This is a genomic window from Oceanobacillus halotolerans, from assembly GCF_010993955.1.
In the GTDB taxonomy this organism is placed as follows: Bacteria; Bacillota; Bacilli; order Bacillales; family Amphibacillaceae; genus Oceanibacillus_A; species Oceanibacillus_A halotolerans.
Genome location: NZ_WIXL01000007.1, coordinates 19703 through 31790 on the forward strand (window position 1 = coordinate 19703; position 12088 = coordinate 31790).

A 12088-nucleotide genomic window follows, 5' to 3' on the forward strand; every position below is an offset into this window, starting at 1 on the left:
GTCGGAATGAATTATGAGCAAGAAATGACTGCATTCAAGGATTGGCTGCTATTAATCGAAATATCCACCAGTGCCATTGCGTTATGGTACACGTTGATGTCTATAAACAATTCGGTTGGTTGGAAGAGTAGATTTAATGCAGCAAATCCAGTTGTCCAGTCTTTAACAGGTTTATCCAAGCAAGGTTTAGTACAAGCACGCAAAAAATTGTTAGAACATAACTTAATCCGTTACGAAAAAGGGAAAAAAGGACGTGCACCTGTGTATCAAATGGTGTCATTGGTACTCTCAGTTGACTTATCTGTAGACCAATTGGTGTACCCATCTGTTGACGAATCGTTGACTATACAGAAAGAAAGAGAGAAAGAGGAAAGAAGAAGAGGAGGACGCGTGGAAAATCCCTTTCATTTGTATGAAAAATACATTGGTACGCTGACTCCATTCGCAAAAGATGAATTTTTGATATGGAGGTCTAAACTGGGAGGTCCCATGACTGCTGTGAAGCACGCAGCCAAGCATGGTGCTAGAACGTTTAGGTACCTAGAGAAAATATTGCAGGAATGGGTCGCCAATAAGCTCACCACCGTAGAGGAAGTGGAGGTATATCTGAAGGAACAATCAACACACGTACATAATACAATCCCATTTCCCCGAAAAGAGGAAGATCGCGCAAAAGCATTATTTGATGAGGTCAGGAGGGAAGGCATGTGAAGCGTGAGGAGGCCATTGATATTTTGGAAACAGTAAAAGAGATGTATCCGAAATTTGAAGTCACTAAGCGAAAGCTGAACATGTTGATTCCACAACTGGAACAGATGGATTATCGGGTGGTAATGGGAAATCTATCGGCCTATGTGGAGAGAAATACCTTTGCACCGACAATCGCTGATATTGCTGCCTATCCGCCAGAGGAAAATATCTATTTAACCAAGATCGATGCATGGCGACAGGAAGCAGCTAGTGTACCTGAAGAGACGAAGATGCGTTTTCGAGAGGAATTGCATCAGCTCGTGAAAGAGAAGTCCGGTTATGAAGCTTGATAACTTTGAAGCGGAAGCAGCGGTACTTGGATCGGTGATTCTGGATGGAACGCTTTTTCATGAGCTACGTGTACAAGAGGAGCATTTCTATTATGCCGAGCATCGAAAAATCTATCAGTCCATGAAACTAGCAGTAGAAAAGGGAGAGTTCATCGATATGGTTGTAGTGACGACGCATCTTGGACAAGCCATTCAGCAAGTAGGTGGGACGGTCTATCTACTGAAAATGGTGGAGTCCGTCGCATCTACCGCAAGCCTGAAGCACTATGAACGATTGATGTTAGATGCGTATCGAAACCGAGAAACCAGAACTCGTGTATTGCATTATGCGGACAATCCGGATGACCATGGCTTGGAAGTACTGATCCGTGAATTGCAGGAATTTCAAAAGATTGCTAGTGATAATGTAGGGAAATCGACGTATGATTATTTGCTGGAAATCACGGATGAAATGTGTTTTCCAACTGAGGGGGTGACTGGATTTTTGACAACATACGAAGAACTGGATGCGATGACAGGTGGCTTGCAGCGAGGAGAATTAATTATTGTTGCGGCAAGACCTTCTGTTGGAAAGACGGCTTTTGCCTTAAATTTGGCTGCTGGTCATTGCAAAAATGGTGGTAGATCAGTAGTATTCAGTTTGGAAATGGCAACGAAACAGCTATTGCAGCGGCTCATTTCGGCAGAAGGGCTAATTAACAGTCAAAAATGGCGGAATATGACTTTTTCAACGACAGATTACAGCAATGCAATGCATGCGATTGGGGAGATTTCTGGCTGGGGGTTAACGTTTTTTGATCAAAAGCGAACCATAATGGAAATTCGAGCAGCCATCCGAAAAATGGTTCATGAACATCCTGGTGAAAATCACGTTGCCATTATTGATTATTTGCAGTTAATCAGTCCAGCTATGAGACGGGACAGAAGAGATTTAGAGATCGGCGAAATCACAAGAGAGCTGAAATTACTGGCAATCGAACTGAATATACCGATCATCTTATTGTCCCAATTATCACGAGGTGTGGAAACGAGACATGATAAACGACCTATGATGTCGGACCTCCGAGATTCTGGAAATATTGAGCAGGATGCCGATGTGATTTCCTTTTTGTACCGGGATGATTACTATAAACGTGGGTCTCAGGCAGGAGAGACAATGGAAGTGATTATTGGAAAACAGCGGAACGGACCAACTGGGACTGTAAGAATGGAATTTCTGAAAGAGTACGGAAAGTTTGGATCAGTAAAAACATGAGTAGTTTTGGAGAGCTTCTATCAGTGCCAAGAACTGGGGTGAGAAGAACCTGATCGAAAAGACCTGTCAGTGCAAGACCGAGCAAGAAAGCAGTGTAAAGGAACAGGTACGCAATATGTTTATACTTTTCGTATTCTTTGTTAATTTATCCGTCGCAACATCTATATAAAGCGCAATAAATTAACGCCGTTGCTTTCCACTTCGGACAGTCGCTTTCCGCAGGCACGGCCTCAGCCTCCTCAGAAGCAAAGACCGCTTCTTGTGGGGTCTTCGGACGCGTGCTATTCCTGCAGGACTCGACTGTCCTACGTACCAAACAACTATGTATTAGTATCAAAGATGATATTAATAAGAAATAGAATAGCAAAACTAGCGTAGGAAAAACACGGAAACTCTTACGGAAGTAGGAGATCGGTGAGAACCCACAGGGCGATAGCCCGAGGAGGCTCACCACTCCCCCGCGGTAAAGAAGACACTGTGAAAACGAATAGTTTGAACAGATGTCGTACTTATGTCCCTGGTGAAAGCGTAGTGTTTTTCCGAAGTGAAGTAATGTACATATTCTAGTTACTGCGCATAATCTTTCAACTATTCATTAAGATTTATACTTGGAGAAGCAACAATCTTTTAGAAAACAGCCCCTAAAAAGATTTTTTCTACAATTTATTCAAGATATAGACAATTTTTTTAAAATTTAGTATCATTATTTTAGGGGAAAAGGGAAAATTCAGGAAAACCCCTACAATAGTCATAACCTTTAAATGAGAAAGAGGGGGATGAGTAGTAGAACAGTAGGTATGGATCTATGATAAAAAGTGCACATATTTGAATAGATGTTAATTAATGCACATCTCAAAACTAGATTGGAAACTTATTAATCAAAAATGTTGTAAACTTGATGAACTGGGATGTATCATGCTCTGGAATATCCCATGGACTGAAGCCGCTTTTATATTCATCTATGATGCTGGACGACCAGGATAGAAGATAAATACGTTTTATGTAGCCGAACCAAATTAATTAATGTGTCGTGCGGGATTAAATTATCTGAAAAATTTATACATAAATCATATTCTCAATAATATGATAACCTACAAGCACTACGATGTTAAATTAGAGCCATTATTCTAAGAAAAAATTAAAGAAAAGTGAGGGATACGATGAAAGAGAAAAAAGGTTTGTTTCAGAGATTTCTAGACCTTGTTGAAAGGGTAGGAAATAAACTGCCAGATCCGTTTATCTTATTTATTGGATTAGCTGTACTCATGATTATTATTTCAGCCATTTTTAATATGTTTAACGCTTCTGTCGTCCACCCTGGAACAGGGGAAGAGTTAGTAGTGAAGAACTTACTCTCTGGTGAAGGTGTCCAATTTATTTTGACATCCATGCTCGACAACTTTACTGGCTTTGCTCCACTGGGCTTAGTATTGGCCATGATGTTAGGTATTGGCCTTGCTGAAAAAGTTGGGCTATTGGATTACACAATTCGGAAGACTATCTTAAATTCACCACCATTTTTAGTGACGTACTCTGTTGTGTTTATCGGTATGTTAGGGAATTTGGCTTCAGATGCAGCGGTAGTATTAATTCCACCACTAGCTGCAATGGTTTTCTATAAGCTTGGGCGTCACCCGCTTGCTGGTTTATCTGCTGGGTTTGCTGGTGCTGGAGCTGGTTTCACGGCGAACATATTTATTGCTGGTACGGATGCGTTGCTTTCGGGTATTTCAACAGAAGCAGCTGCCATTCTTGATGACTCCATAACTGTCACACCGCTTGATAACTGGTATTTTAATATAGTTTCTGTATTTGTCCTGACTATAGTTGGTGGTCTCATTACATCTAAGTTTATTGAACCAAGGTTGGGAAAATATAAAGGGGACGCGGTTGAACTTGATGAAGAAGATACCGAAGAACTTCCTAATGCAGGGAAAGGATTTAGAAATGCGGTTATTGCAGGGTTGTTATACATTGCAGCAATAGTTGTTGTGATCTTTTTACCAAATAGTCCACTAACCAATGAAGATGGTGGAATTGTTCCTTCTCCATTTTTAGATGGAATTGTGCCAATCATTTTAATTCTGTTTGTCATTATTGGGGTAGCATTTGGTATTACTGTTGGAAAAATCAAGTCAGGTAAAGATGTTAGTGACTATATGGCCGAGTCCATGAAAGATATGGCTAGTTATATTGTGTTAGTATTTGCGATTGCGCAATTCGTTGCATACTTTAACTGGTCTAATCTTGGAACATGGGTAGCTGTTAATGGTGCAGACTTCTTGAAAGATATTGAGTTCACTGGTATGGGATTAATTATCGGATATATTATATTCACAGCTTTAATGAACTTCTTAATTACGTCTGGATCTGCAAAATGGGCGTTAGAAGCTCCGGTTTTTGTACCGATGTTTATGCAACTCGGGTATAATCCAGCCTTTACACAGGTTGCTTATCGTGTTGCCGATTCATCAACAAACATCATTACGCCTTTATTCCCGTATATGGTTATTATCCTAGCATTTATGAAACGCTATGATAAAAATGCTAGTATCGGAACCTATATTTCACTAATGCTTCCGTATAGTCTTGGATTCCTAGCAGTATGGATTATCTTGATTCTAATCTTCTACTTTACTGGAATTCCATTCGGACCAGGAATTTATCCGCATATGTAATGGAAGTGAACAAAAGCTAGAAGCGCCTTGATCACCCCCGATTAGAAAACTTGGCTTGTCGCTAAGTGGCAAAAGCCTTAGTTGCACTTATGTAGTAAGAAGGTTTTCTTATCTGCCAAGCATAAGCCAAGTCTCGTCGTGGGTGCTTTTTGCGCGTAATGAGGATTGACTTATGACCTCGAGGGGGTAGGTGCTGGCCGATGAAAACTCGGGCGTCCCTATGTCTATCGGCACTAGGATGTCAATCACTCGAAGCTGGACGTGCCCTTTCCTATCTTAAAGAGTTATAACACCAATTTTTTATACTTTATTACCTTTAAACAAAGGCAGTTGGGATTAAGTTTCCCTACTGCCTTTATTCTCACGTTAGGAAAGTATAAAGTTTTAGCTAAGAAGTGGACTCGACGTGGCCAAAATTTTAATGTCCCAAGTATAAGAAAAACTAAACACATTCGCTAAAGGACGAGCGAATGCGAGTTTTTCTAACACGTTAGGAAAGTATAAAATTTTAGCTAAGAAGTGGACTCGACGTGGCCAAAATTTTAATGTCCCAAGTATAAGAAAAACTAAACACATTCGCTAAAGGATGAGCGAATGCGAGTTTTTCTAATGATTTAACAGCTTCATCTATTTCTTTTTTCTTCTTACCATTCCTACTGCAATAGCTCCTAATCCAACTGCTGCTATGGTTGAGATAATGGGGTACTTTTGAGCACTTACATACATACTCCCTGAACGAATCCAGCCAACATTCGTCCCTCTTTCGTGCATGCCATATCCAGCATGGTGTAAAGCACTTTCTTCAGCTGGTTTAGAAGGTCTATTGTCATGTTGAGTGGGGTACATATAGCCTTCGATGATTCGGTCTATTAACCGTGGAAAAAGTGTACCAAGCAATTCAAAAGCTTTGGCCTGCCCACCTATATACATATCCCTTTTCGGGTTTTCTGCTGCGAAAAGAATAGCTTCGGCAACCTCCTTAGGCGGATAAACCATACCCCCGTGTGATGGTTGTTTGGTTAAGTAACTTCTAGCATGTTCGTTGTATGGTGTATCGATTCTGCCTGGATGGATCAGTGTAACAGAAACAGGTGCTTGTTCCTTTTCTAACTCCATTCGAATACTTTCTGTCCACCCGTGTACCGCAAATTTCGCTGCGGCATAGGTTGATTGAATGACAGTTCCTCGACCGCCAAAAAGACTTCCAACATTGATTAAGCTACCTGGTACACCTCTATCTTTAAAATGCTTCACCGCCACTTTTGAGCCATACACTACACTCCAAAAGTTTGTGTCAAACATTCGTTTCATGTCTGAAATACTAACATCCATTGCATGTCCATAGATGGAGACCCCTGCATTGTTCACCCATGTATCAAAACGGCCGAATTCCTGAGTAGCCACTTCGGCAATTTTATATACATCTTCTTCACGCCCAACGTCTGCTTTAACATATGTGGCGGTATGCCCTTTACTTTCAAGTTCTTTTACTAACTGCTTTAGTGCTTCTTCATTTCTGGCTGCAGCAACCACTTTTGCTCCTTTAGCTGCAGCCATTCTTGCTGTGGTAAGACCAATACCACTGGATGCACCGGTAATCACTATGACTTGATTTGTTAATTCCTTTAGTCTGCCTTTGCTGTTTTCGGTAAGCTGTCGCTGTTTGGCTTTATCTAAACCTACTACTTCGAGGTCTTGTTTTCGGCCCATCTTATTTTGCCTCCTTCATTCTGTGCTACACGCAGTCAATATTTTTTCCTTCATATAGTATTTAACTGAAATTAAATATAATGCAGATTTTGCTTTGGATTAAATCGAAAGGGATAATTTGTTGTTGTAAGAGATTTACTTAAGTAGCTCCATTGTATAAAATAATAATAATGATTTATAGAACAGGGAAATATTTGTATATTGGTAGAATTGGAGGTTTATTATTTTGAGTGATGAGAAAAATTCAAAATTAGGAAAATGGCAAGCGAAATATGGAGCATTAGTTATTGCGTTAAGTTGTTTGTGTAGTGCAATTATAACCTGGGGAAATAATTGGATTCTAACAAGCGTTTTAGGATTAGGTGTATTGATTTGCGGAACGATAGGAATTTTTGATATAAAGCGAGGGTGAAATGGGGTTGACCCTAAGTTATTTGCACTTACAATATAAGCGGTTTTGTTAATTCGAAAAGTCAACCACGCTGGCAGTGAACGGCGAAGAGGTATCATTTACTGGAATAGAGAAAGACATGTCGTATTTTTATCTACGCCATTGACGGTTGTCATCGACTTCATTCGTTTGGCAAACGGCAAAAGGAAGGAGACCGTTTCTCAGTGACCAAACTACTCAGTGGATTTGCCATAAGGTAAGAGAGCACACTTGTCAGTGCCCAAACTGGTCTGGAAAGTAGCAATAAGGTAACAGATGGAGACAGATGGAGCTTATCAGTGCCCAAACTGGTAGGGAAGGATGTAATAAGATAACAGAGCAGACCTAGCTGTACCCAACGAGTTCAAGAAACCTACAAAAACGTATAAGCAACCCCCACCTGAGCTACATTGTATCCTGCTGTTAAAAGATACGTATTAGCGAGGCATTATGCTAAAACTTTTACTTTAGTTATTTTCTGAATATTCAAATTCTGATAAACTGAATATACCATTTGAGCATGACGCAATTCTTTGTGGCTCCACAACGCACTACCTAATATTTTAAGGGGAGTGATATGGATCGAGGCAATTTTAATAATGATAATTCTCATCATGCCATCATCGGATCTATTACTGGATGGCTGAACACAAGAAAGATTTTACAAGAGTTAGCGGAATAAAAGAAAATTAGATATTAAAAAAGAAGAAAAAAGCAATTCCTTTTTAGATAGCGACCTTGATGATTAAGGTTTTCTACTAAGTTAAGGGGTGCCAGCTTGCGATATGGATTGTAAATAATCTATAGCAGACATAACCCGTTTCTTAGGAAGGAGGGGGGTCTGTTGGAGGAGAATCGCAAAAGTCTTGAAACATCCACTGTGATAAGTGTTTTAGTTGGTGCTGTAGTTGGAGCAATTTTAGGCGTTATGGCTTACCATGGGCAATGGTTAGGCTAAAATGCTAATAGACAGATATTTGGAACAGAAGGAAAGACAAAAGTGAATTAAGACTGGAATTGCCTGAAAACCCTAGTTTGGTAACTAGAAGAAAATTTATATTATGTAGTATGGCGAGTGTGTCAGGGTAAACGCCGTATCGCCTATTCTGGTTCTTTTAAATCAGAAAGGGGGGATGTAATGGGGTGGGTAATCATTGTTGTAATCGCATATCTTCCTATCATTTATAAAATTCATAGGCGATTAGATTATTTAGAGCAAGAGGTAAGAAGATTAAATAGAACTCATGATAGTAGTTACTAATAGGTATAGCTCGGAGTAACATGCGCCTTTCTTAAATAATAAATGTTTTATAAATAGTTTAGGAGGAATGCATCGTGGCACCTTTTACAAAGGAGGTCCTTACTATTATTCGGTCTATTCCTGAGGGGAAGGTGATGACGTATGGACAGATTGCAAGGTTTGCTGGGAGTCCGAGAGCTGCCCGTCAAGTTGTAAGGATTCTTCATTCTATGAGTAAGAAACATCACCTGCCATGGCATAGAATCGTGAATGCAAAAGGACAGATCGCACTGAAAAATGATGAGCTATATCATGAGCAGATCATCAATTTGCAAATGGAAGGTATAGAAGTCAGTCAGCAAGGATCGATTGATTTGGAGAAATACCAATGGAATCCGTTAGCTAAGGAGGGATGAGATTGTCAATCAAAGGCCTTAATCATCTATTATTTTCTGTTTCTGATTTAGAAAAGTCAATTGCGTTTTACCAACATGTATTGGATGCTAAATTGTTAGTAAAAGGGAGAAACACAGCATATTTTGATTTAAACGGTATGTGGCTAGCACTTAATGTGGAAAAAGATATTCCTCGTACGGAGATAAACCAATCCTACACGCATATTGCCTTTTCCATTAATGAAGAAGATTTCGATAAGATGTACGATAAGTTAATACAGTTGAAAGTAAATATACTGCCAGGTCGCAAAAGACACCAAAAGGATAAGAAATCCATTTATTTTACAGATCCAGACGGCCATAAATTTGAATTTCACACGGGTACATTGCAGGATAGATTGGATTATTATAAACAGGGAAAACCCCATATGGAATTTTTTGATTGAAGGATGCAGCTAAAATGGAAACGATTTAGTGCCTAAAACGTATATATAGATAAGATAATTGTTGTATTTTCTAAGGAGGGGCGTTGTTGGAGCTTTGTTTATTGCTGTTAACGAACATTATTGGAGGACCGTCGCTCGGAGATAGGATTTTGTTGACTTTCATGTTGATTCTTTTATATGCGGTATCCATTTGGTCTTATTTGTACCCGAGAGAAAGCATGTTATTTCTTCAGAGGTGGCGATATAAAGAAGAACCTGAGTTTACGGATACAGCCATTCGTTTAACCAAGTTTTCATCCATGCTCGTTATGATCTTGATAACCATTATTTTGATCAGTTCGTTTGTAGGTAATCCGTTTATCAAATTATTACTATTTCTTGGATTTTTTGCTTATATTATCATTGGCGTATTTCGATTGCTTCCAAAATAAGTGAACACAATCGATCCTAAATTGGAACGTATAAATGACGAAATTAAAATTATACATGAATAAAGAAGTGGAGGAGTGGATTTTACTATACTTTCTACTTCCCCAGCCATTTAAAGATGTTTTTTGTGATGTTACTCACCTTTTGGCTAACTTCATCCAAGGGACGTATTAGGTGCAATGGCCAATATCCTTCAGTGAACCTCAATTACATGAATAAAATGGCATTTCCTCATATTAAGAGGAAACGCCATTTATCCCGCATATAACGGGCAGTAAGCCCTCCACTTCAAGATTTCGGAGATCCAAGAAAGATAAGTGGGGGATCAAACTGCCCGTAAATTGAAGTGTCACTTTATTAGCACTGTTGATCACGGAACAGCATATAAGGATGGAAAGTCCTTATTACAATTCGCCACTTAATTTTACTAAGATTTTTGCTTGGTTAAGATCGTTTGACAATGAATGGAAACCTTCTTCCACGATATCATCAAGTTCCACTTTTTTGGTCATGATCGGACTAACGTTAACGTTCTCGTCCATTAAAATATCAATAGACTTTTTAAAGGTTTCGTGTTCATAACCTAGGGAAGAAGATAGTTTAACGCCTGATGTCATTAGTGAAATTGGGTTAAATTCAAAATCCCTAGCATGAATGGCGATTACAACCATATTCCCTTTTGGTTTTGTTGCTGTTATTGCTGAATCAAACGTTGGTTTTACTCCTGCAACTTCAAAGCTTGCATCTACACCTTCAGGATATTTTTCCTTGATGAAGGATACGGCATCTGTATCTTTGGTGTTAAGTGTAATTGTTGCACCAACTTCTTTTGCTTTTTCTAGGCGTTCATCTGATAAATCGAAGGCAAAGATTTCTTTTGCGCCTGCCGCTTTTGCAGCTACGATAGCGAATAATCCAATTGGACCACAACCAAAGATTGCTACTGTATCGCCTTGTTTCACTTCGCCTTCTTTAATTGCTTGTGCAGCTACAGATAATGGTTCGACAAGTGCTGCTCTATCTAATGGAAGGTCATCTGGAATTGGCACAATATTTCCTTCTGGTGATACAACATATTCAGCAAAGGACCCATCTGTATGCAATCCAGCAGAATAGAATTCATAATAACGATCTGTTTCAGCGGAATGCTTTCCTGATGTTACAACAGGATTGACCGCAACTCTGTCACCTTTTTTCACTTTCGTTACATTACTTCCTACTTCTTCTACAATACCTGAAAATTCATGGCCTAGTACAAGTGGTGCTTTTTCACCTGTAAGCTCATTTGGAGTTTCATTTTGTATTAATAGAGGACCGATTTCGTATTCGTGCAAGTCTGTACCACAAATACCAGACCAGCTTACTTTCACTTTTACATCATTTTCATTTACTGTTTTAACGTCTCTGTCTTCTACACGAACATCTTTTTGTCCGTGCCAAACGGCAGCTTTCATTTTATCACTCATCATTTAACCCCCTTAAAGAATAGATGAATAGGTACACTTTTAATGTAACATTGGTCATGGAAAATCTGGTAAACACAAATAGTTTATGTGGGGTTTAAACAACAGTTATAATAATAATGTAGAATATCTTTTATTAGGAGATGCAGTCATGGATCAAAAAATAGACAGACGAATAAGAAAGACTAGATCTGCATTAAAAAATGCCTATATTGAATTAATGGAGCAGTACTCGGAAAAAGAAATCACGGTATCGATGATTACCCAATTTGCCGATTTGAATAGAGCTACCTTTTATGCACATTACTCCAATAAAACCGAATTTCTTGAGGAAATACTGTATGATGCCTTAGAAGGTTTAAAAGAAGCGATCATAGGCCCCTTTGTGCAAAAAGCTAAGATTCAAACCGATACCCTAACACCGACAACAGAACGAATATTTGCATATATCGAACAAAACAAGAAGATCTTTCATGCTTTATATGTTGGGCATAACGATTTTAAGGCTAACTTAGAAGCGTTATTTTACGACATCTTCTCAAAAGATATTTTCATTGAAACAGAATCTACTTTTGGAGAGGTAAACTATGATATGTTTTTACATTACCAAACAAATGCAACCTTAGGGCTACTTCTCTATTGGATTAAAAGTAAATTTAAATATCCAGCAACCTATATGATGAAGCAGTTAACAATCCTTTCTAATACAAAAATTAACAATCTTAGAAGAATGTGATACAGTTTAGAGGCAGTATAAACACGCTTGGATTCCAAGTGTTTTGTGCTGTTTTTTGTTTGTACGTTAGGAAAGTATAAAATTTTAGCTAAGAAGTGGACTCGACGTAGCTATAATTTTTTGCGTTCCAAGTATAAGAAAAACTAACACCTTCGCTAAAAGACGAGCGAATGCGAGTTTTTCTAAAAGAGATTGACTAATTCCCCATTCTATTTCTATGAAACCTTCATCCAGAGGATCCATATCCAATAATTCCTTCTAACCCT

General features: G+C 38.8%; 12 protein-coding genes. 10 read left to right on the forward strand and 2 right to left on the reverse strand.

Going from position 1 to position 12088, the window contains the following annotated elements; all coding sequences use genetic code 11:
• Positions 1-6: 6 nt before the first annotated feature.
• From GHC26_RS09705 to GHC26_RS09720, 4 genes are all read left to right on the forward strand, one after another.
• Entirely contained in the window at positions 7-711 is a 705-nt protein-coding gene (locus tag GHC26_RS09705) for a DnaD domain-containing protein (protein ID WP_163971072.1), read from the forward strand.
• A complete protein-coding gene (locus GHC26_RS09710) occupies positions 708-1040 on the forward strand; it encodes a replicative helicase loader/inhibitor (protein WP_163971073.1) in 333 nt (110 codons plus the stop codon). The genes GHC26_RS09705 and GHC26_RS09710 overlap by 4 nt, the downstream gene beginning before the upstream one ends.
• On the forward strand, positions 1030-2295 hold the full coding sequence (gene dnaB / locus GHC26_RS09715) for a replicative DNA helicase (protein ID WP_163971074.1): 1266 nt from the start codon (positions 1030-1032) through the stop codon (positions 2293-2295). The genes GHC26_RS09710 and dnaB overlap by 11 nt, the downstream gene beginning before the upstream one ends.
• 1160 nt (positions 2296-3455) lie before the next feature.
• Entirely contained in the window at positions 3456-4973 is a 1518-nt protein-coding gene (locus tag GHC26_RS09720) for an AbgT family transporter (RefSeq protein WP_163971075.1), read from the forward strand.
• A 627-nt stretch (positions 4974-5600) separates the two neighbouring features.
• Here the strand turns inward: GHC26_RS09720 and GHC26_RS09725 are convergent.
• Positions 5601-6683: an SDR family oxidoreductase gene (locus tag GHC26_RS09725; protein ID WP_163971076.1), complete on the reverse strand. Its 1083-nt coding sequence runs from the start codon at positions 6681-6683 to the stop codon at positions 5601-5603.
• A gap of 226 nt (positions 6684-6909) precedes the next feature.
• On the opposite strand from GHC26_RS09725, the gene GHC26_RS09730 reads away from it, so the two are divergent.
• The 5 genes from GHC26_RS09730 to GHC26_RS09745 all read left to right on the forward strand — a co-directional run bounded on the left by GHC26_RS09730 (position 6910) and on the right by GHC26_RS09745 (position 9625).
• A complete protein-coding gene (locus GHC26_RS09730) occupies positions 6910-7095 on the forward strand; it encodes a hypothetical protein (RefSeq protein WP_226376911.1) in 186 nt (61 codons plus the stop codon).
• A 1156-nt stretch (positions 7096-8251) separates the two neighbouring features.
• The gene (locus GHC26_RS16075) at positions 8252-8374 is read left to right on the forward strand and encodes a hypothetical protein (RefSeq protein WP_264175957.1); all 123 of its coding nucleotides are present in this window, start codon (positions 8252-8254) and stop codon (positions 8372-8374) included.
• Positions 8375-8448: 74 nt separating this feature from the next.
• Entirely contained in the window at positions 8449-8769 is a 321-nt protein-coding gene (locus tag GHC26_RS09735) for an MGMT family protein (RefSeq protein ID WP_163971077.1), read from the forward strand.
• Entirely contained in the window at positions 8766-9194 is a 429-nt protein-coding gene (gene fosM / locus GHC26_RS09740; RefSeq protein WP_404821781.1) for a FosM family fosfomycin resistance protein, read from the forward strand. Before GHC26_RS09735 ends, fosM begins: the two co-directional genes overlap by 4 nt.
• An 86-nt stretch (positions 9195-9280) precedes the next feature.
• On the forward strand, positions 9281-9625 hold the full coding sequence (locus GHC26_RS09745) for a hypothetical protein (RefSeq protein WP_163971079.1): 345 nt from the start codon (positions 9281-9283) through the stop codon (positions 9623-9625).
• A 402-nt stretch (positions 9626-10027) separates the two neighbouring features.
• Here GHC26_RS09745 and GHC26_RS09750 read toward each other — a convergent pair whose 3' ends face one another.
• A complete protein-coding gene (locus GHC26_RS09750) occupies positions 10028-11077 on the reverse strand; it encodes a 2,3-butanediol dehydrogenase (RefSeq protein WP_163971190.1) in 1050 nt (349 codons plus the stop codon).
• A gap of 160 nt (positions 11078-11237) precedes the next feature.
• On the opposite strand from GHC26_RS09750, the gene GHC26_RS09755 reads away from it, so the two are divergent.
• Positions 11238-11822 carry a TetR/AcrR family transcriptional regulator gene (locus GHC26_RS09755; protein ID WP_163971080.1) on the forward strand — a complete coding sequence of 195 codons (585 nt, stop codon included), beginning with the start codon at positions 11238-11240 and terminating at the stop codon, positions 11820-11822.
• The last annotated feature ends 266 nt before the right edge of the window (positions 11823-12088 follow it).

Coding starts and splice junctions, on each gene's coding strand:
- GHC26_RS09720 (WP_163971075.1), top strand. CDS start 3,456: ATGAAAGAGAAAAAAGGTTTGTTTCAGAGATTTCTAGACCTTGTTGAA.
- fosM (WP_404821781.1), top strand. CDS start 8,766: ATGAGATTGTCAATCAAAGGCCTTAATCATCTATTATTTTCTGTTTCT.
- GHC26_RS09755 (WP_163971080.1), top strand. CDS start 11,238: ATGGATCAAAAAATAGACAGACGAATAAGAAAGACTAGATCTGCATTA.
- GHC26_RS16075 (WP_264175957.1), top strand. CDS start 8,252: ATGGGGTGGGTAATCATTGTTGTAATCGCATATCTTCCTATCATTTAT.
- GHC26_RS09750 (WP_163971190.1), bottom strand. CDS start 11,077: ATGAAAGCTGCCGTTTGGCACGGACAAAAAGATGTTCGTGTAGAAGAC.
- GHC26_RS09725 (WP_163971076.1), bottom strand. CDS start 6,683: ATGGGCCGAAAACAAGACCTCGAAGTAGTAGGTTTAGATAAAGCCAAA.
- GHC26_RS09705 (WP_163971072.1), top strand. CDS start 7: ATGAATTATGAGCAAGAAATGACTGCATTCAAGGATTGGCTGCTATTA.
- dnaB (WP_163971074.1), top strand. CDS start 1,030: ATGAAGCTTGATAACTTTGAAGCGGAAGCAGCGGTACTTGGATCGGTG.